Origin of the sequence: Salipiger sp. PrR003 (assembly GCF_010500785.1) — a bacterium.
Taxonomy (GTDB): Bacteria; Pseudomonadota; Alphaproteobacteria; order Rhodobacterales; family Rhodobacteraceae; genus Salipiger; species Salipiger pacificus_A.
In genome coordinates, this window is sequence record NZ_JAAGOV010000065.1 from 23,590 (window position 1) to 47,667 (window position 24,078).

Consider the following 24,078-nt stretch of genomic DNA (forward strand, 5'->3'; position numbering starts at 1 on the left):
GCAGATGGTGGCGCCTCGGCGCCTCGGCTAGGGTTAGCGCATGTTCTTCCAGTGGCTCAAACGTTACATGCCGCGCGGCATCTACGCGCGTGCGGCGCTGATCCTCATCCTGCCGGTCTTCACCATTCAGTTGGTGGTCTCGGTGGTGTTTGTGCAACGCCATTTCGAGGGTGTCTCGCAGCAGATGACGCGCGGCGTGGCGCGCGACGTGCGCTATGCGCTGCACGCGCCGGCGGCGGCTGCGCCGCTCGGGCTGAAGATGCGGGAGGTGGGCGAGGCGGCGCTGCCCCCGGCTGACCAGCGGCGCTGGTTCGACTTCTCGGGCATCGTGGTTGCCGAGACGCTGCGCGGTTTCGTGCCCGGCGTGCTGCGGGTGATGCTGCCCAATGACAATGACGTCGAGCTCTATCTGCGCGGCTCGCGCGGCACGCTTTACAAGGTGGAGTTCTCGCGCCAGCGCGCCTCGGCCTCGAACCCGCACCAGCTCTTGGTCAACATGATGGTCTTCGGCATCCTGATGACGCTGATCGCCTTTTTCTACCTGCGCAACCAGCTGCGCCCGATCACCCGGCTGGCCGAGGCCGCCGAGGCCTTTGGCCGCGGTCGGCATGTGCCCTATCAGCCGGGCGGGGCGGTCGAGGTGCGGGCGGCGGGCAATGCCTTTCTCGACATGCGCAACCGGATCGAGCGGCAGATCGAGCAGCGGACGATGATGCTCTCGGGGGTCAGCCATGACCTGCGCACGCCGATCACCCGGCTGCGGCTCGGCCTGTCGATGCTTGACGACGCGGACCGCGAGCCGCTCGAGCGCGACGTTGACGACATGCAGCGGCTCATCGACGCCTTCCTCGACTTCGCCCGCGGCAATTCGCAGGACGGGGTGGCCGAGCCGGTGGATCCGGTGGCGCTGGCCGCCTCGGTGGTGGCCGATGCGCAGCGCAGCGGCAAGGCGGTGAGCCTGGGGCAGATTGAGGGGGCGGGCGAGGTGAGCGTGCGCCCTGTGGCGCTGCGCCGGGCGCTGGAGAACCTTGTTGGAAACGCGGTGCGCTATGGCACCCGCTGCGAGGTTTCGGTGACCCTCACGGACAAGTCGCTGCGGATCCGGGTCGAGGACGACGGGCCGGGGATTGCGCCGGAGCGGCGCGAGGAGGCGATGAAGCCCTTCACCCGGCTCGACCCGGCGCGCAACCAGGACCGCGGCACCGGCGTCGGGCTGGGGCTGGCGATCGCGGCGGATGTCGCGCGCGCCCATGGCGGCGTGCTGCGGCTGGGTGAGAGCGACACGCTTGGCGGTCTGCGCGCGGACATCGTCATCGCGCGCTGATGGCGCAGGGGCGGCGCGCCGGACATGGCGCGCCCCGCCCCAAATGTCAGCCTTCGTCGAGGATTTCCTGGCGCGCCTCGGCCAGCAGAGCCGCGCGCTTGCGGGCGATCTCCTCGGCGCTGGCCTTGTCGCCGAGATCGCCCGCGACCCGGGCGATTCCGGCATGGCCCGCCGCGTCGAGTTCGGCCTTGATGAGCTGCGCCACGTAGTCACCGGCCTCGGGCTCTGATTTCCCGAGCAATTCCGCGGCCCAGAGGGCGAGCTTCCTGTTGCAGCGCATCTCGGCCTGGAAGTGCAGCTCCGCGTCGCGGGCAAACTTGTTCTCGAACGCCTGTTCTCGATTGTCGAAAGTCGTCATTGGAAACCCCTCCTGAGAATGCCCAACTATAGCGCGGATCGGGTGTATTGGATATTGCGCTGGCTCAAGTGAAAGCAGGCCGCTTGCGGCAAGGGCAGCCTTGATTTATGAGGGCGGACAAGACGCAGCGGCCGATACGCGGCCCCGGGCGAAAGGATTCCCATGGCACGGCGCAAGAAGATCTACGAAGGCAAGGCAAAGATTCTGTACGAAGGCCCCGAGCCGGGCACCATCGTCCAGTACTTCAAGGACGACGCCACCGCCTTCAACGCGCAGAAGAAGGACGTGATCGAGGGCAAGGGCGTGCTGAACAACCGCCTGTCCGAGTTCTTCATGACCGGCCTCAACAACATCGGCGTGCCGACCCACTTCCTCAAGCGGCTGAACATGCGCGAGCAACTCGTCCGCGCCTGCGAGATCATCCCGCTGGAAGTGATCGTGCGCAACTACGCCGCGGGTTCGCTGGCCAAGCGCCTGGGTCTCGAAGAGGGCACCGCGCTGCCGCGCCCGATCGTCGAATATTGCTACAAGGACGACAAGCTGGGCGACCCGCTGGTCACCGAAGAGCATATCGCCGCCTTCGGCTGGGCCGGGCAGCAGGACATGGATGACATCCTGAGCCTGTCGCTGCGGGTGAACGATTATCTCTCGGGCCTGATGTACGGCGTCGGCATTCGCCTCGTCGACTTCAAGATCGAGATCGGCCGCGTCTATGACGGCGACTTCCAGCGGCTGATCGTCGCCGACGAGATTTCGCCCGACTCGATGCGCCTTTGGGACATCGAGACAGGCCAGAAGCTCGACAAGGACGTGTTCCGCCGCGATCTCGGCTCGCTGACCGACGCCTACACCGAGGTGGCGCGCCGTCTGGGCGTGATGCCGAAGCAGGCCACCCACGTGTCGAAGCCGAAGCTGATCAATTGAAAGCGTAACGCCGGAGGCGGCGCTGCGATTTACCTGATTTGGGAACGATGAGGGGCAAAGCCCCTTTGCGAAGAACGGAGAGATGGCCATGAAGGCACGTGTGCATGTGATGCTGAAAGAGGGCGTGCTCGACCCGCAGGGCGAGGCCGTGCGCCACGCGCTTGGCGGGCTCGGCTTCGAAGGCGTGGGCGCCGTGCGTCAAGGCAAGGTGATCGACCTGGAACTGGCCGAAGGCACCGGCGAGGCGACGGTCAAGGAGATGTGCGAGAAGCTGCTCGCCAACACCGTGATCGAGAGCTACCAGATCGAAATGCTCTGATCCGCTCTGGCGGATCGGCCGAAAAGCCCATCCTGAGACGCAGACGCCCCCGGCCTCCGGCCGGGGGCGTTTTGCGTTTGGCGGGTGGGCTGCGCAATGAGGCGTGGATATGGCGACGGCAGGGGGTGCCCCGATTGGTCATGGGTCAGCTGCCGGATTGCGGTCACATTCCCAGGTTTGATTCGGAGAAATCGGCGCTTCAATCAGGGGTCACCGGGGCAATCTTTCAATTTGAGTAAGATTGGTTCGTCTGCCGGGACAGATGTGCCGTAATTTTGACGGACTACGGGCAGGCGTGGACTGCGGGTTTGGGCGCTACATCTGTTTCCACCTTGGGAACAACGCAGAGCGGCCTTCCCGGCGGGCCCTGCGGCAATGGCGGGAAAACGCAGCTTTCGGCGTCTCCGGGGAAGAATAAATTGGAAACAATATTTCGACACATTTGCGGCAGATTTCTCGACGATCAGCCGAAACCGGCCCATATTTGGACATCTATCGCCACCTGACCGCCACTTTTGACTTTGTTAACGCGCGGCCTGGCTCTAAGTAGTTTGTTAAGCCCGACTGGGGGGCGACGAAAGACAGGCCGGGGGCGGCCGCCGATCTCAAGTCATCCGCTGAGGATGTGACCGATGGTGTGGGGCAGATGTGGCCGGCACCAGTCGGACTGCTTTTGCCGCTGCCCGGCATGCAGGCCACCGGACACGCGGAGAGGACGGAGACGGGGCGATGCGGCGCAGTTGCGCCGGATGCCGCTGCCGCGGCGCGGGGAAGTCCCGTTCTGGAGTTGAAGGGTGTAACGATGGCTGACTTGTTTCTGAACTGGGTATCGCTTGGTGCGATGGGAACCACGCTGGCGGACACGTCGACCGGTGGCTCCGCGACCACCGTCGATACCGGCGGCGTCAACGTCGCCATCTCCTTCGAGGCGCAGGACACGGGGGCCGAGGCTTTCACCGCCGCATACGACGGCTACGTGCCCGAAGGCTCCTCGATCAATCCCAATTCGCACCTGAAGCTCTTCGGCGAAGGCGGGGATGGCGGCACTGTCTCGGCGACCTCGACCACGGTGCTCGATTTCAGTTCCTCGAACGAACTCTACACCGACGAGGTGCAGAACGTCTCCTTCGTGCTCAACGACGTGGATGGCGGCGCGGGCTCCGACCTCGGGGACCTGGCCGGCGACGCGACCCTCACGCCGGGCGGCATCGACTTCCAGGACAATGTCACGATCCTTGCCTTGCGCCCCAGTCGAGGTCACCCTGACCGCGCTTGGCGGCAGCACCAGCACCAGCGGCGGCACCGCCACCGGCGAGGACATTACTGGCTTCGCCGAGCAGGACGGCAGCGTGCTTGTCTCGATCGCCGGTCCGGTGTCGCGCATCGAGGTGGTCTACGGGAACGGCGGAGACTCGACGCAGGGCGTGCTGATTTCGGACGTGAGCTTCTCGACCTGCGACGTCGCGGACAGCGGCCCGGTGGCCGAGGATGACGCCGCCGAGACCGACGAGGACGTTGCCGTCACCATCGACGTGCTGGCCAATGACAGCGATCCCGACGGAGATCCGCTGACCGTCACCTCTGCCACCGCCACGCATGGAACGGTCGTGAACAATGGCGACGGCACCCTGACTTTCACCCCCGACGCCGATTACAATGGCGACGCCGAGATCACCTATACGGTCGAGGATCCCTCGGGCAATTCCGCCACTGGCCATGTGGCGATCACCGTCTACCCGGTGAACGACGATCCCGTGGCCGAAGATGACTTTGTCACCACCGGCAGCAACACCCCGGTCACGCTCGATCCGACCGTGAATGACACCGATGTGGATGGCGATGATCTGACCATCACCGGCGTGGGCGATGCCAGCAATGGCACGGTGACGCTGAATGCCGATGGCACTGTCACCTATACGCCGAACGAAGGGCATTCCGGCGAGGATAGCTTCGCCTACACCATCGACGATGGCCAGGGCGGCACCGACACCGGCACCGTCACGGTCAACACCGGGATCCCGACCACGCCGACCGATGGCGAGAACACCCCGCCCGACGCGCTGAACGATCTTTACCACACCACCGGCAGCGCGACGGCGACCTTCGACCCGACCGAGAACGACAGCGACGCCGATGGCGATACGCTGACCGTCACCAGCATCGGCGAGCCGACCAACGGCACCGCCACGCTCAACGATGACGGCACCGTGTCCTACACCGCCGAAGAGGGCTTCACCGGCTACGATGCCTTCTCCTACACCATCGACGATGGCCACGGCGGCACCGACACCGCCTATGTCACGGTCGAGGTGATGCCCTGCTTCACCCCGGGCACGCTGATCGCCACGCCGCAGGGCGAGCGCCTGGTCGAGGACCTCAAGGTCGGCGACCGCGTCATCACCCGCGACAACGGCATCCAGGAGATCCGCTGGGTCGGCCGCAAGGAACTCACCGGCTTCGAACTGGCCCGCCAGCCGCATCTGCGCCCGGTGCTGATCCAGAAAGGTGCGCTCGGCAAGAACCTTCCGGAGCATGACCTGCTGGTCTCGCCGAACCACCGCGTTCTGGTCGCCAATGACCGCACTGCGCTTTACTTCGAAGAGCGCGAGGTTCTCGCGGCCGCCAAGCATCTGACCGGGCTCAAGGGCGTGGACGAGGTCGACACCACGGGCGTCGCCTACATCCACTTCATGTTCGACCAGCACGAGGTGGTGCTGTCGAACGGCGCCTGGACCGAGAGCTTCCAGCCCGGCGACTACACGCTCAAGGGCATAGGCGACGCGCAACGCGAAGAGATTTTTGCACTCTTCCCGGAGCTTGAGCATGCCGAGGGCCTGCAGGCCTATGGCGCAGCCCGTCGCTCGCTGAAGAAGCACGAGGCGCAACTGCTGGTCGGCTGACTGGTCGTCTGACAGGTCGGCTGAACGGGAGGCCGCAAAGGATGCAGCTCGTCGCGGCGTCGCTGGTGGGGCGGCGCTGCGGCGTACCACAGACCCCGGGGCGCGGCGCGTCCCGGGGTTCTTTCTTGCGCATTGGGCGGAGGCCGCGGCTCAGCAGGGGTCAAGCGCGTCCTGGCGTTGTTCCCAGTCCCGCCATGCCTCTGGCGTGTCGAGGTCGATCAGCGCGCGGTTCCCCGGCAGGGCCACGCGGCGCAGCCGGTTGCGGTTGGCGGCGAGCACGCTGCGCGCGCCCTCGTCCCCGTCCAGCATCTGCATCGCCGAGAAGCAATCGGCCGGGAACAGCACCGGGTGCCCCGGCGTGCCATCTTCCGCACAGCCCTGCTGCAGCGTTGGCTGCGGCATGGCGCGAAAGCCCCGCACGAGCTTGAGGATATCCTCGGACGTCAGCTCGGGCATGTCGGCGGGCAAGACGATCAGCGCGTCGATCCCGGGTGGCAGCATGCCGACCCCGCGCCGCAGCGAGGCGGACATGCCGTGGCAGGCATCCGGGACGGCAACAAGTTGCACTGGCAGACCTGCCAGCGCGGCGGCGCGCGGATGGTCGTGATCGGGCAGGGTGACCGTCACGTGGTTGGCCGCGCGCAGCGCTTCCTCGGCCTGACGGCGCAGAAGCGCCCGGCCGCCGACCTGCTTCAGCAGCTTGTCGGCCCCGCGCATCCGACTGCTTGCGCCGGCGGCGGGAATCAAAACAGCGATTCCTCCCATGGAACTCCTTATACAGCAAAGCCAGATACCCCGACGGGCTTTCTCGGCGGTCCGGCAGGTCCGGCGTGATCCCGCAGGCGCGGTCGGCGGGCGGGGAAACGGGTGAAGCGGGGTGGTCTGACGCGCAAGCTTAAGCAACAAATTCACAAAAAATGTGTAAACTCGCCGGGGAATGCGCGGTTCTGGCGGCGTGATGGACGAACGGGAGGCACAATGGCCTTGGCGGTACCTTGCCTGCTACTATGTCTGAGAGACTGCCTGCGGCACGCGCCCCCAGCGCCTCGCAGGTTCCGGTGAAAAGGGGCAATTTCGGACAATGGTACTCGCACGGAAATCGGATGATGAGCTCGAACGTCTTGCCGAGCTGCGCAGCTTTGGCGTGCTCGACAGCGCTCCCGATCCGGCCTTCGACGAGGTGGTGGAACTGCTTGCCTCGCTGCTCGAGGTGCCGGTCGCTCTGATCAGCCTCGTCGATGAGCACCGGCAATGGTTCAAGGCGCGTTTCGGAATGGATCCGGGCCAGACGCCGCTCGAGCAATCGATCTGTTCCCATGCGATCCTGTCGGAGGAGATCCTCGAGATCGAGGACACGTTGCTCGACCTGCGCAGTGCCGACAACCCGCTTTGCTGCGGGCCGATTTCGTCCATGCGCTTCTACGCCGGGGCGCCGCTGGTGACCCGCAGCGGCCATACCATCGGAACGCTCTGCGTGCTCGACCACAGGCCGCGCCAACTGACCGCCCAGCAGCGCAAGCTGCTCAAGGTCATGGCCGGGCAGGTCATGCGTCAACTCGACCTGCAACGCGCCCTGCACAACAAGGAGATCCTGCGCGAGGAGATCGACCACAGGGTGAAGAACTCGCTGCAGACCGTGGCCTCGACCATCCGGCTCTACCGCGCCCGCTCGGCCGAGCCCGAGACCCGCGACGCGCTCGACGCCATCGCGCGGCGGGTGGATTCGGTCTCGCAGTTGCATGCCGAGTTGAACCTGACGTCCAAGATGCATTTCGTGCGGCTTGACACGTACCTCTCGCGCGTCGCCACGCTGCTGCAGCGTCATGCGCCTTCAGAGGTGCGTTTCGAGGTCGACGTGCCCCGCATCGAGGTGGAATCGCGGGTTGCCGCCTCGATTGGCGTGGTCGCCAACGAGTTCGCCGCCAATGCGATGAAATATGCCTTTCATGACAGCGACGCCGCGCCGGTGGTCCGCTTCGAGATGCGCCCGGCCGGGGTGAACCGGATCCTCTTCACCTGCCGCGACAACGGCACCGGCCCCGAGCCGGGCTCCACCCTCGACGCGCTGGCCTCGTCCGCGCTCGGCGCGCGGTTGCTCGAGGCGGCGGTGAGCCAGGTGGGCGGCACGGTGCTCGAGCGGCGCGAGCCGGGCGGCTACGTGCTCGAGGCCGAGCTGCCGATCGACCCTGCCGCCGATGTGCCGGTCACGCCGGCAGAGGCTCCACGGGCCGCACCCGCAGCCGGGTGATCCGGTTGTTCTCGCGCTCCATAACCTCGAAGCGGAAGCCGTGGAAGCTGAAGCGCTGGCCGACGGTGGGGATCATCTGCGCCTCGTGAATGACGAGGCCGGCGATGGTGTTCGCCTCGTCGTCGGGCAGCGACCAGTCGGCGGCCCGGTTGAGATCGCGGATGGTCATCGCGCCATCGAGCCAGAACCAGCCATCTTCGCCGGCGCTGACCTGATGCTCGGCGTCGGGATCGTGCTCGTCGGCGATCTCGCCAACGATCTCTTCGAGGATATCCTCGAGGGTGATCAGCCCCTCGAGCGAGCCATATTCATCCACGACCAGCGCGAAGTGCGTGCGGCGGCGCAGGAAGTTGCGCATCTGGTCGGCGAGCGTGGTGGTGTCGGGCACGAAGTAGGGCTTCATCATCACCTCGGTGATGCGGAAGTCGTCGAGCGCCGCGAAGCCGCGCTCGCCAGCCTGCGCCATGGTGTCATACATGGCGCGCAGCAGGTCCTTGGCGTGCACCATGCCGATGATGTTCTCGGGCTCGCCGCGGTAGACGGGCAGGCGGGTGTGGTTGCTGTCGAGGCACTGCTGCAGGATCGCCCGCGGCTCGGCTTCGGCGTCGATGCTCTCGATCCCCGAGCGGTGCAGCATGATCTCCTCGACCGTGCGCTCGGCCAGATCGAGCGCGCCGAGAATGCGGTCGCGGTCTTCCTTTTCCACCACGCCTTCCGAGTGGCCGAGCTGCAGCGCCCCGGCGATCTCCTCGCGCACGGCGAGGATCTGGCTGTCGGGGTCGGTCTGTACGCCGATGAGCTTGAGCAGCACCCGCACCAGCGCACGGATCGCCGCCACCACGGGCGAGAAGATCAGGATGACCAGACGGATCGGCGGGGCCACGGTGGCGGCCGCGGCCTCGGGGTTGGTGATGGCGTAGGTCTTGGGCAGCACCTCGGCGAAGATCAGCACGAGGAAGGTCATGATCAGCGTCGCCATCGCCACGCCGCCATCGCCGAGCAGCCGGGTGAACAGCGCCGTGGCGAGGGAGGTGGCAAGGATGTTGACCAGGTTGTTGCCCAGCAGCACCGAGCCGATCAGCCGCTCGTTGTCCTCGGTGATCTTCAGCGCCAGCGCGGCGCCGCGCGAGCCCCGGTCCATGGCGGCGCGCAGTTTCCCGCGCGAGGCGGCGGTCAGCGCGGTCTCGGAGCCGGAGAAGAAAGCCGAGAAGAGAATGAGCAGCAGGATCGCGGCGGAGGTCATCCAGAAGGCCGCGTCGAGTGTTCCGGTGGCAGGGGCGTCCATACGTCCGTCTTTTCATGTTCAAGAGTGTTCAGAGAGTTATGGGGCGCGCGGCCTTGGTCTTCAAGGCTCTGGCCGGATCCGCGGCAAAAGGGATCGCCTGCGTCGTTCCGGCCTTGCGCCCGTGCCGGCGCGCTCTGCGGTCTCGCAGTCCCTGTCTGCGGCCGTGTCTGCGCGTGGATCTGCGCCTGCGGTGGAGCCTCTGCGCCTCGGCGCGGACCCGTCTGCCGTGCCGGACCCGCGCCTCGATGCGACTTACTTTTTGCCGAGGAATTGGCCGACGATCGCGGTCAGAACACCGCCCCCGGCGGCGCCCCCCAGAAGCTGGCTGATCAGCGCGCCGATGTCGAGGCCGCCCGCGGCGGTGGCCGCATCGGCGGCCGCGGTCGGATCGCCGCCACCGAGGATCGCACCGATGGCGGAACCGCCGAGGATGCCGCCGATGGCGCCGGAAAGGAGCTTTGGAAGCACCGCCATGCCGACGGTCTTCACGAGCTGACCGGCCACGCCGCCTCCGACCATACCCGCGATCGCCTGAACGATTATTGCTGCAATACCTTCCATGAATGCGGTCCCCCAAGTTGCTAAATCAATCAATAGATCACGCCATGGTAGCTCAGGTCGCGAGATACCGTTAGGATAACTTCGGGCTCTGGCAGGGGCGCCGGGACATCCGCGCTTCGCCGCGTCTTACCTTTCCATCGCAATCGCCCGCCCGACTGGGGCGCGGTGTCGTCGCGTTTCCCCGAAGTCAGCCACGGATTTCATGACGTTCGGGCCAGGTTTGCCCGTGGGCGGCCTTTGCGCGGCAGGGACCCCCTCTATATTGCAAGAGGTATATTCCCTGACATGTCGGACACCGCGATGCGCCTGCCGTTTATCAAGAGTAGAAAGCCGGCACCGGTTCTCGAGCCGGAGAGGGCGCCGACCCAGGGTGACGCGCGCGAGGCCGGTCGCCAGGCGCTCTTCGAGATGATAGACGACGGCTTCTGCATCATCCAGTTCATCGACGGGCCGGATGGGCCACTGTCGGACTACATGCATATCGAAGCGAATTCGGGTTACGAGCGTCATACCGGCATCAAGGGGATCGTCGGGAAAACCGTCTTTGATGTTGCACCCGACGACGGGCGGCAATGGGTGAAGATCTACGGCGACGTGCTGGAACATGGCGCGCCAATCCGGTTCGAAAGAAGTTTCTCCGAGGTTGGGCGGTTCATCGAGGTCTCGGCGCGGCGGGTCGAGCCCAAGAGCCTCGGGCAGGTCGCGGTGCTCTTTCGTGACGTCACCAACCGCAAACGTGCCGAGGCGGAGATCCGGGCCAGCGAGAAGCTCGCGCGCGAGAGCGAACGCCGCGTCGGCCTCGCGCTCGAGGCCGGGGCGATCGTCGGCACCTGGGTCTGGGATGTCCCCCGGGACGTCTTCACCGTCGACGCGGCGCTCGCCTCGGCCATGGGGCTGCGCGAGGTCACCGAGCTTGGCGATCTCAAGCTCGACGACCTGGTCGAGAACGTTCATCCCGAGGACAAGCCGCGGCTGATCTCGGATATCGAGGCGGCGCTGCGCGAGGGTGGGTCCTATTTCGATCAATTCCGTGTTCTGCGCGAGGACCGCAAGTATCATTGGATCGAAGCGAGCGGGCGGGTCGAGCTCAATGCTCACGGCAAGTCCGAGTCCTTTTCCGGGGTGCTGATGGATGTCAGCCGCCGGCGCGAGGTCGAGGCCGAGCGCGACCGGGTGACGGCCGAGCTTTTCCGACTCAACGAGACCCTTGAACGCCGGGTGTCGGAACAGACCGCCGCGCTGATGGCGCGGGAGGAAGAGCTGCGCCACGCCCAGAAGATGGAGGCGGTCGGCCAGCTCACCGGCGGGCTGGCGCATGACTTCAACAATCTTCTGGCGGCGGTCGCCGGCTCGGTCGAGATGGCCGGTGCGCGGCTGTCAGAACGGCGCCTCGACGAGATCGGGCGATATCTGTCGGCGGCCCGGAACGCGGCGAGTCGCGCAGCGAACCTCACGCAGCGGCTCATGGCCTTCGCCCGCAAGCAGACCCTCGCCCCCAGGCCGACCGATGTGGTGCAGCTCTGCGCCGGTATGGTCGACCTGGTGCAGCGCACGGTCGGGCCGCACATCGAGCTGAGGACAACCGCCGACGCGAACCCCTGGCTGTCGCTCGTCGATCAGAACCAGCTCGAGAACGCGCTGCTGAACCTCTGCATCAACGCCCGCGACGCCATGCCCGAGGGCGGCAGCCTGACGATCCACCTCTCGAACCAGAGCATGGCGCGCACCAAGGCAAAGAGCATGGGTCTCGAGGCGGGGGACTACCTGCGCATCAGCGTGTCTGACACCGGCAGCGGCATGACCGCCGAGCAGATCGACCGGGCTTTCGAGCCTTTCTTCACCACCAAGCCGATGGGCGAGGGCACGGGGCTGGGCCTGTCCATGGTCTACGGGTTTGCCCAGCAGTCCGGCGGCGCGGCCGAGATCACTTCGGAGGTTGGCGCGGGTACGGTGGTGAGCCTCTACCTGCCGAGGAGCTTCGAGGCTGTCGAGGTGGAGCAGGACGCCGAAGAACGCGGCGATACCGCGCTGGCCGCGGCGCCGGAAAAGACGGTGCTCGTGGTCGAGGACGAGGTCCTGGTGCGGATGGTGGTCGTGGATGCGCTGCGGGACCGGGGGTACTCCGTGCTCGAGGCCGGCACGGCGGCCGAGGCGCTGGAGGCGCTCGCGCGGACGCCTCAGGTCGATCTGCTGCTCACCGATGTGGGGCTGCCGCGCGGGATGAACGGGCGCCAGCTGGCCGAGGCCGCCCGCGCCGAGCTGCCGGGGCTCAAGGTCGTCTTCGTCACCGGCTATGACGAGAGCGCGGCGCTCGGGGGCGAGCTGCCTGCGGCGGACGTCGAGATCGTGCAGAAGCCCTTCGATCTGGATGTGCTCATTGGAAGGGTCGGTGAGCTGATCAACCCGGTGTAGGCCGCAGGCTCGCAAAGGTCCGAGGGGCCTTATGCAAAAGAGAAAGGGCTGGCGCAGGCCAGCCCTTTCGTATTTCCGGTGTCCCGGATGCGAGATCGCATCCGTGGGAAACACGCCTCAGAACGGGATCTCGTCGTCGATGTCGCGCGAGCCGCCACCCCCCGCGCCGCCGCCGTAGCCGCCGCCCGAACCGCCGCCGTAGCCGCCCTCGTTGCCGCCGCCATAGCCACCGCCGCCCGAGCCACCGCCGTAGCTGCCACCCGAGCCGCCGCCGAAGTCACCGCCGCCGCCACCCTGGCGGCTGTCGAGCAAGGTCAGCTCGCCGCCGAAGGGGCGCAGCACGATCTCGGTGGTGTAGCGGTCCTGGCCGGACTGGTCCTGCCACTTGCGGGTCTCGAGCTTGCCCTCGATATAGACCTTGGAGCCCTTGCGAAGGTACTGCTCGGCGATCCGCGCAAGCGGCTCGCTGAAGATCGCGACCGAATGCCACTCGGTGCGCTCGCGGCGCTCGCCGGTGTTGCGGTCTTTCCAGTTCTCTGAGGTGGCGATGCGCAGGTTGCAGACCTTGCCGCCGTTCTGGAAGGTGCGCACCTCGGGGTCCGCACCGAGATTGCCTACCAGGATCACCTTGTTCACGGAGCCGGCCATGTCATCCCCTTATTCTTGGTCGTTTCGTCTGGTCGTTTGTCTGGTCGCCGCCTGTTGCCCAGACGGCGCGATTTCCTGTGCCTGACAGGGATTTTCGCACGTCTGCGAATCCCCGCAGGCGGAGTGTTTGCACAGGTCTACACCACGGGCCCGATGTGCCCAAGCGCTCAATGTCGCGCGGAAATCCGCCGGTAGGAGGGTGTCCGGCAAGCTGGCCTAGGGTCAATTTATCTGTATAGTCGGGCGACAAGGGAACAGTGAAGCGGGACAGGGACGTGATGCGCAATTACGCAACGCGGGCGCTGGCCGGAGTGGTGTGTGCTCTGGTGTTGTCGGGGACTTCGGTCTCGGCAGAGGTGCTTTCATCCAAGAGCCGGGTACGGCTCTTCTCCAAGCAGACCAACGTGCTCGATGGGCGCGCGTCTCAGCAATACAACAGCTCGGTGCGACTGCAGCCGAGCCGTGTGGTGACCCCGACGAAATGGGGCCCCATGGGCGGCAACGAGGGCGCGGTGCCGAGCTATCGGGGCAGCTATCGTGGCCCCTACGCCGATCTCGCCCGACAGGCGGCGCGGCGGCACGGCGTGCCCGAGGACCTCTTCCTGCGCCTCGTCCAGCAGGAATCCGGATTCAATCCGAAGGCGCTGTCGCACAAAGGGGCCATCGGCCTCGCGCAGCTCATGCCGTTCACCGCGCGCAAGCTCGGGGTCGATCCGCATGACCCGGCCCAGAACCTCGAGGGCGGGGCGCGCTACCTGATCCAGCAATACCGCAAGTTCGGCTCCTGGCAGCTGGCGCTGGCGGCCTACAATGCCGGGCCGGGCGCCGTCGAGAAGCATGGGGGCATCCCGCCGTACCGCGAGACGATGAACTACGTGAAGGTGATCTGGGGCCGGTAACCCTATCCGGCAGGCCCCGGTGACCTCCGCCTCCCTTGACGCAGGGAGGCCTTTGCCTGATATGCCTGACATAAAGGCTAGGGATTTGATCCCGATCATGGAACTGCGCTTGGCGCAGGGCCAGACTGGTCGGATCGACACCGCCGAGCCCCGCTGACAGGTCCACAGGAGAGTTCCTTATGCGTCATGCCGCCATTCTTGCGTCCGCCACCGTTCTTGCGCTTGGTGTGGGCGGGCTGGGTTTGGCCTGCGTGTCCGCGGCCTCGTCCGGGTTCGACAGCATGGATGCGCTCGGCGAGGCGCTCTTCTTCGACGCGAACCTGTCGAAGACTCGCTCGCAGAGCTGCGCCACGTGCCACGATCCGGCCTATGCCTTTGCCGACCCGCGCGGCGCCGCCTCCATCGGCGATGATGGCGCCTCGCTCGGCGACCGCAATGCGCCCACGGTGAGCTATGCCGCGCATGTGCCCGAACTGGCGCGTGACGAGGACGGCCGCTGGCGCGGCGGTCTCTTCCACGACGGGCGCGCGGTGACGCTGGAGGAGCAGGCGGGCGGCCCGCCGCTCAACCCCGCCGAGATGGGCATGGGGGACAAGTCCGAGGTGGTGGCACGCCTGCGCGAGAACCCGGACTACGTGGCCGCCTTCGGCGCGCTCTTCGGTCCCGGCACGCTGGACGATCCCGAGGCGGGCTATGCCGCCATGACCCACGCCATCGCCGAATTCGAGCGGCGGCCCGAGTTCGCGCCTTTCGATTCCAAATACGACCGCTTCCTGCGCGGCGAGGCCGAACTGACTAAGCAGGAAGAGCTCGGACGGCTGCTGTTCTTCTCGCAGCAGTTCACCAACTGCAACCAGTGCCACCAGCTTCGGCGCAGCGCTGTGGACCCTGCCGAGACCTTCTCGGATTACCGCTTCCACAACCTTGGCGTTCCGGCGAACAGCGCGCTGCGGGGGTCGAACGGCTCCGAGGACGGCTTCATCGACGGCGGGCTGCTGCAGAACGCGCATCTGACCGAAGATGGCGGCCCGGCGGACGAGACCCTGCGGGGCGCCTTCCGCACGCCGACGCTGCGCAACGTCGCGGTCACCGCGCCCTATATGCACAACGGGGTCTTCGAGGATTTGCGGACGGTGATCCTCTTCTACAACAGCTACAACACCCGCAACGAAGCGCGGAAGATCAACCCCGAGACCGGCGCGCCCTTCGGTCCCCCCGAGGTCGCAGAGAACCTTGCGCCCGAGCTGACCGACGGGCCCGCGCTCGACGACAAGCGCGTGGATGCGCTGGTGGCCTTCCTCAAGACGCTGACCGACGCGCGCTACGAGGACCTGCTCGAGGACTGACCCCTCAGCGCGCCATCTCCTCTTCGATGACCGAGGTCACGGCCGGGCGGGACAGGCAGCGCGCGACCCAGTCCTTGATGCGTGGATCGTCGGGGACGAGGTCGTGGAACCAGCCATAGGTCGAGGCCACCAGAAGATCCGCCGCACTGATCTGGTCGTCCACCAGCCAGTCCTTTTCGGCCAAGGCCTCCGAGAGCCGCGCCACCGCCTCGGGCACGTCGCGGAAGGTGACCTGGGTGATCGGATGCGAGACCCCGGCGACCTGCAGCACGTAGACCGGCTCGAAGACATTGCCGTACCAGGCCAACCAGGACAGGTAGGCGCCGCGCGACGGGTGGCCGACGGGGCGGCCCATGGGGCTCTCGGGATAGAGGTCGGTCAGATAGAGCATCACCGCGTTGCTCTCGCGGATGAGCGCACCGTCGTGCACCAGCGTCGGCACCTTGCCCTCGGGGTGGGGATTGTCGGGGTCGCGCCCGCCCGAACCGTCCTGGCGCGGGATCTGCACGATCCGGAGGTCGACATCCTCTTCGATGCTCATGTCGCGGATCAATTGAACAATGCGCGTCGAGCGCGAGCGCGGCGCATGGTAGAGCGTCAGCATGCAGGTGTCCTCCCAGGGGCTGAAATGCGGCCTTGCCTCCGGGCGGTAGCCTGCCGGAGAAGCGCGCGGCTGTCATCTTTGGCAGCGGCGCTTGGCAACCCTCCGCCGAGCTTCAGACCTCCAGCGCGAGCTTGTAGAGGTGGATTTCGAACGAGGGATGCATCTCGGCCCCGAGCACGCCGGGCCGGACGTGGCGGTAGAGCGAGCGCCAGAACGGCTGCACGATCACCGCGTCCTGCTGCAGCTTGCGCTCGATGCGGGCCATGATCTCCTTGCGGGCCTCGGCATCGGCGATGGTCAGCGCCTCGGCCACCATGGCGTCGAATTCGGCATCGGCGTATCCGGTCTCGTTCCAGGCTTCGCCGCTGCGGTAGGCCAGCGCCAGCACCTGGATGCCCAGGGGACGGTGGTTCCACTCGGTGATCGACAGCGGGTAGTCCTTCCACTCCTGCCAGAAGGCCGAACCGGGCAGCACCTTGCGGCTCACCTTGAACCCTGCGTCGCGCAGCATGGCGGCGCAGGCGTCACCGGTGCGCCGGGTGAAGCCGTCGTCGAGCGTGACCAGCTCGTGCTCGAGATCGCCGAAGCCCGCCTCCTGCGCCAGCGGCAGGGCGAGGGCGGGGTCGTACTCGGTGGGGCCGACCTCGGCATAATCTGGATGGATCGGCGCGACGTGGTGGTTCTCGGCCACAGTGCCAAGCCCGGCGTGTCCGAGTTCCAGCGCGATATCGTTGGCGATGGCAAGCTGGAGCGCCTTGCGCATGCGCTTGTCGGCATAGGCAGCGCGGCCGTCCACCAGCGCCTGCTGGTTGCCGCGCAGCACCACTGTCGCGCCGGTGACCACCTCGGAGCGCTGCCAGCCCAGAAGATCCGCCACTTCGATGAAGGTGCCGACGTTCTCGTAGAGCATGTCGATCTCGCCGCTTTCGGCCGCGGCGAGCCAAGAGGCCGGATCGGTGCCATAGTCGAGGAACTCGATCCGCTCGAGCGTGGCGCCGCCCCAGCCGTCGGCCTCGGTCCCCCACCAGGCATGGGCCTTGTTACGCACCAGCACGGCGCGCTGGGTGGGGACCAGCTCCTCGGGCAGGTAGGGGCCGGTGCCGATGGGGTCGGTGAGCATGGTCGCCGGATCGTGCCGCGCGTGGACGCAGGCGGCGGGATAGTCCGACAGGCCCGCCATGATCGCCACGTCCGGATAGGCGAGGTTGAGGCGCAGGGTCAGATCGTCGAGGACTTCCACCGCGCCTTCGGCCAGCCGCTCGGTCTGCGGATCGCCAAGGGCGGCAAGCCGCCCGGCCATCGAGTTGCCCTCGACGCTGCGGTCGCACCAATAGCCCATGAGCCGCGCCACGTCGCCCGAGGTGAAGGGCTCGCCGGTGGTCCAGGTCACGCCGGGGCGGACATGCAGCAGGTACTGCGCGGCGTCCTCGCTGGCCTCCCAGCTCTCGAGCAGCATGCCGCGAAGGCTGCCATCGCGGTTATATTCGACGAGGTATTCGAGCCACCCGCGCGAGATATTGGCGATTTCGGACCAGTCGTAGGTGCGCGGATCCTTGAGCGGGCGCACCTCCATCTGGATGCGCAGCGTACTGCCCGGCGGTGCCTCGGAGGGGGTCTCTTCAGCGGCGGCCATGCCGACCATGCCGCGCGCGATCACGGCCGAGGTGCCGAGCGCCGTTGCCCGGGTGAGAAACTCTCTTCGCGTCACGAGGCCCTGCCGGAAATCGCAAAGCTCCTGCCGCACCGCGGGGTGGATGCACTGCGCGTTGCGGCCTCGGCTCATCTGCGTTTCCCCTTCGCTCGTTCTGCGGTCATCTGCCCGCCCATTGCGCATCAATTGCAACGCTACGTCAATCGACTAACGCGATCGCTGCGCAGTGAAACCCGAGGTTCCGGCAGGCCGGTCCGCCGCTGCGTCGCGGTGTCATGCCAGCGCCTCCGCGGGGCAGTGGCGTGGCCAGTCCTTCATCCGTGCGCGGAACCAGGTGCGCTGGCGCTTGGCGAATTGCCGGGTGAGGATCGCGCCGCGCTCCACCGCCTCGTCCAAGCTCAGCTCGCCCCGCAGGTGCCCGATCAGTTCGGCCGCGCCGATGGCCTTGGCCGAGGGAAGGGCGGGGTGCCAGCTCTCCTGGTTGGCCCGGGCCTCGTCGAGGGCGCCGCCCTCGACCATCAGCCGGAAGCGCCGCGCGATGCGCGCGTTCAGCCAATCCTTCGGCACGTCGAAAAGGATCGGCTGAACCTGCGCCAGCGGCAGCAGCGGTGGCGGCGTCTCGGCCTGCCAGGCCGCGATTCCGCGCCCGGTGGCGGTCAGCACCTCCCAAGCGCGCTGCACCCGCATCGGGTTGTGGCAATCGATGCGGTCGCGGCTCTCGGGATCAAGCTCTGCAACCATGGCCTGCAGCTCCCCGGCCTCCAGCCGGGCCATGGCGCGGGCGCGGACCTCGGACGGGGTCTCGGGAATCGCCGCCAAGCCCTCGGTCAGCGCCGAGAAGTAAAGCCCCGTGCCGCCGACGATAATCGGCCGCGCCCCGCCAAGGAGCGGTTGCAGATCGCGCAGCCAGTCGCCCACCGAATAGGCATGACTGCCCGGCACGTGACCATAGAGCAGGTGCGGCACTCGCGCCTCATCTTCTACCGGGGGACGAGCGGTCAGCACGCGCCAGTCGTCGAAGACCTGGATCGCGTCGGCATTGATTATGACGCCCCCCGCAGATTCGGCGATTTCAAGCGCCAGCGCGGACTTGCCGCTGGCGGTGGGCCCCGCGATCAGCACCGGAAGGCTCGGATCGGGCGCATATTGTTTCACCAGATCAGCCACCGGCGATCCTTTCTTGCGGGGGCGCTCAGCATTGCAGGCGCGGATGTTTTCGGTCACATATAGCCGCAATTTGGATCGTGCACAGACGGAGCGCAACATGACCGAGCAGCCCCAAACCACCTTCAAGCGTGTGATGCTGAAAATCTCGGGTGAGGCGCTCATGGGCGACCAGGGCTACGGTCTGCACCCGCCGACCGTCGAGCGCATCGCGCGCGAAGTGAAGTCGGTGCACGACATGGGTGTCGAAATCTGCATGGTGATCGGTGGCGGCAACATCTTCCGCGGCCTCGCCGGCTCGGCGCAGGGCATGGAGCGCACCACCGCCGACTACATGGGCATGCTGGCAACGGTGATGAACGCGCTCGCCATGCAGTCGGCGCTCGAGGAACTGGGCGTCTTCACCCGGGTGATCTCGGCGATCCGCATGGACGAGGTGGCCGAGCCCTACATCCGCCGCCGGGCCGTGCGCCACCTCGAAAAGAAGCGGGTCTGCATCTTTGCCGCGGGCACCGGCAACCCCTATTTCACCACCGACACCGCCTCGTCGCTGCGCGCCAACGAAATGGCCTGCGAGGCGATCTTCATGGGCAAGAACGTCGACGGCATCTACGACTGCGATCCCAAGACCAACCCCGAGGCCAAGCGCTATGACCGCATCTCCTACGACGATGTGCTGCGCGACAACCTCAAGGTGATGGACGCCTCGGCCATCGCGCTGGCGCGCGACAACAAGATGCCGCTGATCGTCTTCTCGCTGAACGAGCCGGGCGGCTTCCGGGGCATCTTGGCTGGCGAAGGCACCTACACCGAGGTGCACGCCTGATCCCAGAGGTTCGGCAAGCGGGGGCTCGGCCCCCGCACACCCGGGATATTCCCGCCTGGAAGCAAGGGCGCGGCGGGCTCCTATCGTAGAGACATGGCGAAGCGCGCTGCGGCGGCGTCAGTCCCGGGCGAGCGGGTGATGGTCGAGCACAAGCTCGCGCAGACGCTCTTCGAGAACATGGGTATAGATCTCGGTGGTCGCCACATCGGCATGACCGAGGAAGGTCTGGATGGCGCGCAGATCGGCGCCATTGGCCAGAAGATGCGTCGCGAAGGCGTGGCGCAGCGTGTGCGGGGTGACCTTGGCCGGCGAGACGCCCGCCGCCACGGCAATATCCTTGATCATGATGTAGAAGGCATGGCGGGTCAGATGCCCGGCCTTGCCGCGCGACGGGAAGAGGAAGCTCGAGGCGGGCTTGCCCTCGGTCTTCTTGAGCGTTTCCTGCGCATCGCGCCGGTTCAGCCACTCGGCCAGCGCCACGCGCGCCGGCGGCGAGAGCGGCACCATGCGCTCCTTGCCGCCCTTGCCACGGATCAGCAGCATGCGCGGATCGCCCCGTGCCGCCGAGAGCGGCAGCGTGACCAGCTCGCTCACCCGCATGCCGGTGGCATAGAGCAGTTGCATCAGGCAGGTGTTGCGCATCCGGTCGTCGGCGCTGCGGCCATGAGACTCGGCGGCCTCGAGCAGCCGGTCGACCTCTTCGGTCGAGAGCGTTTTGGGCAGGCGTTTGGGGCGGCCCGGACCGGCGATCTGCACTGCCGGGTTGTCGGCCCTCAGCCCCTCTTCGAAGGCGAAGCGGTAGAGCTGTTTGATCGCCGAGAGCCGACGCGCGCGGGTCGAGACCGCAAGCCCCTCGGCTTCGCAGGCGACCAGGTAGTCCTCGACGTCGCCGCGCTGTGCGCTGGCAAGGTCGCGCTTGCGCGCCGCCAGCCAGCCGGTGAAGGACGCGAGATCGCGGGCGTAGGCGGCCTGCGTGTTGTCCGCGGCGCCGCGCTCGGCGGCCTGCGCCTCGAGGAAGGCCGAAACCCAGTTGGCGGCGCTCACAGCGGTGCGCCTTCGTCCGAAAGCAGGATCTGCTGGATGGCGGCGCGGCGCGCCGTGTCCTCGAGCCCCACCCGGCGCAGCGTCGCCAGCGCACCGGTGAGATCGGCGTGGTTGCCTTCGGCACCGGACTGGAAAAGCGCGATGGCCCGCAGGATCGCCTCGCCCAACTTGCCGTCACGCAGCAGGCTGGCCAGCTCCGGCGGCACCTCGGCATCCGGGCGCCAGGCCTCGACAATGGCCTGGGCGGCGGGGGCGAGGGGGACGGTGTCGGGCATCTCGCCTTGCGCCACGGCGTGCACCGCGCGGATCAGCCCGCTGCGCGCAGGCAGGCGGCGGGCAGCCTCCTCGTAGTCCGGCGACAGCAGCGCGGCGCGTTGCGCCAGCGCCGCGGCGCGCGGATCGAGGTCGAGCCCCTGCAGCCGCGCCGCGTAAAGCTCGGAGAAGGGCACCAGCAGCCCGGCGCTGCGCATCTGCGGCCAGGCGGCGAGCAGGGCGGGGCCGATCAGATCGCCGCGCCCGGCGTTCAGCGCGGCCTCGAGATCCTGCACCGCCGCGACGCGGTCCCAGACCCCGCCCGAGGCAGCGGGCTCGCGGTCGGTATAGATGCCCAGCAGGCGGTTCTCGGAAAGCGTGCCGCGCCGCGCAAGGCGTTCTGCGGCGAGGATCTGTGCCCGCCAGCCGCTGTTGCCCGACAGGTCCGCGGCGGCGAACATGCGCGGAAGCGGCTGGGTGGGCAGCGCTTCGCCCACGGCCTCGAAGAGGTGAAATTCCAGCGGCGTCGGCCGCGCTGGCGGGTTGAGCGGTTCGGAGGCATCGACCAGTTCGGGGTCGAGGAAGCGCGCCAGCAGCTCTGCATCGCGCGCGCCGATCTGCCCCAGCGCCCCGGCAGAGCCGTAAACGGTGACCGCATGTTCCCAGTTGCCGATCCGCGCGTCGCAGTAGATGCGGGTGGCGATGTCCATGGTGAGATAGGGCTTGCGCGCCAGGGTGCGGCAGGCCTCGTCGTCGTTGCCCGCGAGCAGCGACAGGTCGAGCCAGCGGGCGAAGATCTCGGGGTTGGAACTGCCGCCGGCCTGCTCGACCAGCGCCAGCGCGGCATCGACCGCGCCTTCCTCCATCAGCCGGTCGATCCGCGCCACCAGCAGCGAGCCATTGCCCGCGGGCGCATCCGCCTCGGCCAGCAGCAGCGTCAGAAGCTGCGCCGAGAGCGCGGGCACCGCGGGTTCCGTCTGCGCGATGAGCGCGGCGAGCTGGGCTGCGTCGGAGCCCGACCAGAGCGTCCGCGGCAGCCCGGTCAGCGCGCTCGACAGGAGCCCCGCCGACTCGGCGCTGGGGGCCTCGAGCGGCGCGCTCTCGACGTCGGGCGTGCCGCCCGAGGCGGCCACGGGGGGCTCGTCGCGGCGCGGGCGCTCGGCGTGCGGCACGGCCCGTCCGCCCTGCGGCCGGGGATCGGGCAGGGGCAGGGCCGCGCTCATCCCCGGGTCGCGCTTGAGCCAGTCGATGGCGGCAAGCGGGGCCTCGGCGGCGAGGGCCGTCGGCACGCCCAGAGCGAGCGTGCAAAGGAGGAACCTAGTTCGCATCAAGCTCCACGGGCTGGCGGATCTCCGTTTGTGGCGGCGAGAAGTCCGCGCCGAAATAGGGCCCGACATAGGCGTAGGCCACCAGCGCGATTGCCGCGAGGAGAAGAAGGATCAGAAGGGGTTTGAACAGTCGTCCCATATGCTCAGTAGTCCTGCCTCATGTTTTTTGTCACTTATACCTAGCCTTTTTGGCAGTGACACGTCATTCACGGCCTCAGGAGGCAGAATTGGCGATGCAAGGCCGAGAAACAAGGGGATTGAACCCGAAGTTGAAAAAGACAGTTGTGCTTGTGGGCATGATGGGGGCGGGGAAATCGGCGGTCGGCCGGGCCTTGGCTTCTGCCCTGAATGTGCCGTTTCGCGATTCGGATGCCGAGATCGAGAAGGCGGCCAACATGACCATCGCCGAGATCTTCGCCCGCGACGGCGAGGCCTTCTTCCGGCGCAAGGAATCCCAGGTGATCGAGCGGCTGCTCGACGCCCGCCCGGCGGTGCTTTCGACCGGGGGCGGTGCCTATATGGCCGAGGGCAACCGCAGCATGATCACCGAGAAGGGCGTTGCCGTCTGGCTCGATGCCGACCTCAAGGTGCTCTGGGGGCGGGTGCGCCACAAGGACACCCGGCCGCTGCTGCGTACCCCCGATCCGCTGGCCACCCTGAGCGAGATCTACGACCGGCGCGTGCCGGTTTACGCGCTGGCGGATCTTGCGGTGAAATCGGAGCAGGGCCTGTCGATCGATGCCATGGCCCGCAAGGTGATCGAGACGTTGAAGACACGCCCGGACGTGCTGGAGGAAAGCTGATGAACGAGGCGATGCAGGCGGGGACCGTGCATGTGGATCTGGGGGCGCGGGCCTATGATGTGCGCATCGGCAGCGGGCTGCTGGGGCGCGCCGGGTCAGAGATCGCGCCGCTGCTGGGCACCCGCAAGCGGATCGTCGTGGTCAGCGACGAGACCGTTGCCGCGGCGCATCTGCCGGCGCTGAAGGCGGGGCTCGCCGCCGCTGGGATCAGCTGCGAGGCGCTGCTTCTGCCCCCGGGCGAGGCGACCAAATGCTGGGCCCAGCTCGAGCGGGTCACCGAGTGGCTGCTGGCGCAGAAGGTCGAGCGGCGCGACATCGTGGTGGCGCTCGGCGGTGGGGTCATTGGGGATCTCGTGGGGTTTGCCGCCGCCATCCTGCGCCGCGGCGTGCGCTTCGCGCAGATCCCGACCTCCTTGCTGGCGCAGGTCGACAGCTCGGTCGGTGGCAAAACCGGGATCAACTCGCCCGCGGGCAAGAACCTCATCGGCGCCTTCCACCAGCCCTCGCTGGTGCTGGCGGACATCGATGTGCTGCAGACGCTGACGCCGCGCGACTTTCTCGCGGGCTACGGCGAAGTGGTCAAATACGGCCTGCTCGGCGACGCGACGTTCTTCACCTGGCTCGAGGCGGGCGCCGAGGATCTGCTGGCCCGCCGCCCTGCGGCGCTGGAACATGCGGTGACCCGCTCGGTGGAGATGAAGGCCGAGATCGTGGTGCGCGACGAGACCGAGCAGGGCGACCGGGCGCTGCTCAACCTCGGGCACACCTTCTGCCACGCGCTCGAGGCGGCGACCGGCTATTCGGACCGGCTGCTGCACGGCGAGGGCGTGGCGATCGGCTGCGCGCTGGCTTTCGAGCTCTCGGCGCGGCTCGGGCTCTGCCCGCAGGAGGATCCGTCGCGGCTGCGCGCGCATCTCGCCGAGATGGGTATGAAGCGCGACCTGTCGGACATCCCCGGCGATCTGCCTTCGGCCGAAGTGCTCTACGATCTGATGGGGCAGGACAAGAAGGTGCTCGACGGCGCCATCCGCTTTGTCCTGGCCCGCGGCATCGGCCGCGCCTTTGTCACCGCCGACGTGCCGGGCGAGACGGTTCTGGCGCTGCTGCGCGAGGCCCTGGCCGGGCACTGAGCGGCACATTGCTGCCCCTGAGGTGTACCTGAAAAAGAGAAGAAGCCCGGAG

The 24,078-nt window shown here is 67.4% G+C and carries 23 protein-coding genes; 12 read left to right on the forward strand and 11 right to left on the reverse strand.

What is annotated here, in order from left to right; translation table 11 throughout:
* Nucleotides 1-40 precede the first annotated feature (40 nt).
* Nucleotides 41-1,324, forward strand: a complete 1,284-nt coding sequence (locus G0D83_RS22585) for an ATP-binding protein (RefSeq protein ID WP_164196896.1) — start codon at nucleotides 41-43, stop codon at nucleotides 1,322-1,324.
* 46 nt (nucleotides 1,325-1,370) lie between these two features.
* On the opposite strand, the gene G0D83_RS22590 is transcribed toward G0D83_RS22585, so the two are convergent.
* Nucleotides 1,371-1,682, reverse strand: coding sequence for a DUF1476 domain-containing protein (locus tag G0D83_RS22590; RefSeq protein ID WP_108965902.1), 312 nt, complete (start codon nucleotides 1,680-1,682; stop codon nucleotides 1,371-1,373).
* Between the two features lie 162 nt (nucleotides 1,683-1,844).
* Between G0D83_RS22590 and purC the strand changes: the two genes are divergently transcribed.
* The 4 genes from purC to G0D83_RS22605 all read left to right on the forward strand — a co-directional run bounded on the left by purC (nucleotide 1,845) and on the right by G0D83_RS22605 (nucleotide 5,825).
* Nucleotides 1,845-2,606: a phosphoribosylaminoimidazolesuccinocarboxamide synthase gene (gene purC / locus G0D83_RS22595; protein WP_108965900.1), complete on the forward strand. Its 762-nt coding sequence runs from the start codon at nucleotides 1,845-1,847 to the stop codon at nucleotides 2,604-2,606.
* A gap of 88 nt (nucleotides 2,607-2,694) precedes the next feature.
* Complete coding sequence (gene purS / locus G0D83_RS22600; RefSeq protein ID WP_095881779.1) at nucleotides 2,695-2,925, forward strand: phosphoribosylformylglycinamidine synthase subunit PurS; 231 nt, start codon at nucleotides 2,695-2,697, stop codon at nucleotides 2,923-2,925.
* 802 nt (nucleotides 2,926-3,727) lie between these two features.
* Entirely contained in the window at nucleotides 3,728-4,417 is a 690-nt protein-coding gene (locus G0D83_RS32335) for a hypothetical protein (RefSeq protein ID WP_235958169.1), read from the forward strand.
* On the forward strand, nucleotides 4,314-5,825 hold the full coding sequence (locus tag G0D83_RS22605; RefSeq protein ID WP_370457305.1) for an Ig-like domain-containing protein: 1,512 nt from the start codon (nucleotides 4,314-4,316) through the stop codon (nucleotides 5,823-5,825). Before G0D83_RS32335 ends, G0D83_RS22605 begins: the two co-directional genes overlap by 104 nt.
* A gap of 150 nt (nucleotides 5,826-5,975) precedes the next feature.
* Here G0D83_RS22605 and G0D83_RS22610 read toward each other — a convergent pair whose 3' ends face one another.
* Complete coding sequence (locus G0D83_RS22610) at nucleotides 5,976-6,590, reverse strand: NTP transferase domain-containing protein (protein ID WP_164196897.1); 615 nt, start codon at nucleotides 6,588-6,590, stop codon at nucleotides 5,976-5,978.
* Nucleotides 6,591-6,906: 316 nt separating this feature from the next.
* On the opposite strand from G0D83_RS22610, the gene G0D83_RS22615 reads away from it, so the two are divergent.
* Nucleotides 6,907-8,073: a histidine kinase dimerization/phosphoacceptor domain -containing protein gene (locus G0D83_RS22615; RefSeq protein ID WP_164196898.1), complete on the forward strand. Its 1,167-nt coding sequence runs from the start codon at nucleotides 6,907-6,909 to the stop codon at nucleotides 8,071-8,073.
* On the opposite strand, the gene G0D83_RS22620 is transcribed toward G0D83_RS22615, so the two are convergent.
* Together G0D83_RS22620 and G0D83_RS22625 are read right to left on the reverse strand one after the other, a co-directional pair.
* Nucleotides 8,030-9,358 (reverse strand): HlyC/CorC family transporter, encoded by a 1,329-nt coding sequence (locus tag G0D83_RS22620; protein ID WP_108965892.1) that lies wholly within the window; start codon nucleotides 9,356-9,358, stop codon nucleotides 8,030-8,032. The genes G0D83_RS22615 and G0D83_RS22620 overlap by 44 nt on opposite strands.
* 252 nt (nucleotides 9,359-9,610) lie before the next feature.
* On the reverse strand, nucleotides 9,611-9,919 hold the full coding sequence (locus tag G0D83_RS22625) for a hypothetical protein (RefSeq protein WP_164196899.1): 309 nt from the start codon (nucleotides 9,917-9,919) through the stop codon (nucleotides 9,611-9,613).
* Between the two features lie 300 nt (nucleotides 9,920-10,219).
* Here G0D83_RS22625 and G0D83_RS22630 point away from each other — a divergent pair, with 300 nt between their 5' ends.
* Complete coding sequence (locus G0D83_RS22630; RefSeq protein WP_164196900.1) at nucleotides 10,220-12,331, forward strand: PAS domain-containing sensor histidine kinase; 2,112 nt, start codon at nucleotides 10,220-10,222, stop codon at nucleotides 12,329-12,331.
* Nucleotides 12,332-12,448: 117 nt separating this feature from the next.
* Here G0D83_RS22630 and ssb read toward each other — a convergent pair whose 3' ends face one another.
* Nucleotides 12,449-12,979, reverse strand: coding sequence for a single-stranded DNA-binding protein (gene ssb, locus G0D83_RS22635; RefSeq protein WP_164196901.1), 531 nt, complete (start codon nucleotides 12,977-12,979; stop codon nucleotides 12,449-12,451).
* 278 nt (nucleotides 12,980-13,257) lie between these two features.
* Here ssb and G0D83_RS22640 point away from each other — a divergent pair, with 278 nt between their 5' ends.
* Both G0D83_RS22640 and G0D83_RS22645 read left to right on the forward strand, forming a co-directional pair.
* Nucleotides 13,258-13,878: a lytic transglycosylase domain-containing protein gene (locus G0D83_RS22640; protein WP_164196902.1), complete on the forward strand. Its 621-nt coding sequence runs from the start codon at nucleotides 13,258-13,260 to the stop codon at nucleotides 13,876-13,878.
* Nucleotides 13,879-14,057: 179 nt separating this feature from the next.
* Nucleotides 14,058-15,224: a cytochrome-c peroxidase gene (locus G0D83_RS22645; RefSeq protein WP_164196903.1), complete on the forward strand. Its 1,167-nt coding sequence runs from the start codon at nucleotides 14,058-14,060 to the stop codon at nucleotides 15,222-15,224.
* 4 nt (nucleotides 15,225-15,228) lie between these two features.
* Here the strand turns inward: G0D83_RS22645 and G0D83_RS22650 are convergent, their stop codons facing one another.
* The 3 genes from G0D83_RS22650 to miaA all read right to left on the reverse strand — a co-directional run bounded on the left by G0D83_RS22650 (nucleotide 15,229) and on the right by miaA (nucleotide 18,646).
* Nucleotides 15,229-15,828 (reverse strand): glutathione S-transferase family protein, encoded by a 600-nt coding sequence (locus G0D83_RS22650; protein ID WP_164196904.1) that lies wholly within the window; start codon nucleotides 15,826-15,828, stop codon nucleotides 15,229-15,231.
* A gap of 112 nt (nucleotides 15,829-15,940) precedes the next feature.
* Entirely contained in the window at nucleotides 15,941-17,611 is a 1,671-nt protein-coding gene (locus G0D83_RS22655; protein ID WP_164196905.1) for an ABC transporter substrate-binding protein, read from the reverse strand.
* Nucleotides 17,612-17,752: 141 nt separating this feature from the next.
* Entirely contained in the window at nucleotides 17,753-18,646 is an 894-nt protein-coding gene (gene miaA / locus G0D83_RS22660) for a tRNA (adenosine(37)-N6)-dimethylallyltransferase MiaA (RefSeq protein WP_370457301.1), read from the reverse strand.
* A gap of 97 nt (nucleotides 18,647-18,743) precedes the next feature.
* On the opposite strand from miaA, the gene pyrH reads away from it, so the two are divergent.
* Complete coding sequence (gene pyrH / locus G0D83_RS22665; RefSeq protein ID WP_095883193.1) at nucleotides 18,744-19,469, forward strand: UMP kinase; 726 nt, start codon at nucleotides 18,744-18,746, stop codon at nucleotides 19,467-19,469.
* Between the two features lie 117 nt (nucleotides 19,470-19,586).
* Here the strand turns inward: pyrH and G0D83_RS22670 are convergent, their stop codons facing one another.
* From G0D83_RS22670 to G0D83_RS31940, 3 genes are read right to left on the reverse strand one after another with little or no spacing between them, the layout of a single operon-like run.
* Nucleotides 19,587-20,513, reverse strand: a complete 927-nt coding sequence (locus tag G0D83_RS22670) for a site-specific tyrosine recombinase XerD (RefSeq protein ID WP_164196907.1) — start codon at nucleotides 20,511-20,513, stop codon at nucleotides 19,587-19,589.
* Nucleotides 20,510-22,093, reverse strand: a complete 1,584-nt coding sequence (locus G0D83_RS22675; protein ID WP_164196908.1) for a hypothetical protein — start codon at nucleotides 22,091-22,093, stop codon at nucleotides 20,510-20,512. Before G0D83_RS22675 ends, G0D83_RS22670 begins: the two co-directional genes overlap by 4 nt.
* A complete protein-coding gene (locus tag G0D83_RS31940) occupies nucleotides 22,083-22,232 on the reverse strand; it encodes a hypothetical protein (RefSeq protein ID WP_176476714.1) in 150 nt (49 codons plus the stop codon). The genes G0D83_RS22675 and G0D83_RS31940 overlap by 11 nt, the downstream gene beginning before the upstream one ends.
* 94 nt (nucleotides 22,233-22,326) lie before the next feature.
* Here G0D83_RS31940 and G0D83_RS22680 point away from each other — a divergent pair, with 94 nt between their 5' ends.
* Both G0D83_RS22680 and aroB read left to right on the forward strand, forming a co-directional pair.
* Nucleotides 22,327-22,896, forward strand: coding sequence for a shikimate kinase (locus tag G0D83_RS22680; protein WP_108965870.1), 570 nt, complete (start codon nucleotides 22,327-22,329; stop codon nucleotides 22,894-22,896).
* Nucleotides 22,896-24,026, forward strand: coding sequence for a 3-dehydroquinate synthase (gene aroB / locus G0D83_RS22685; protein WP_235939438.1), 1,131 nt, complete (start codon nucleotides 22,896-22,898; stop codon nucleotides 24,024-24,026). The genes G0D83_RS22680 and aroB overlap by 1 nt, the downstream gene beginning before the upstream one ends.
* Nucleotides 24,027-24,078: the final 52 nt, after the last annotated feature.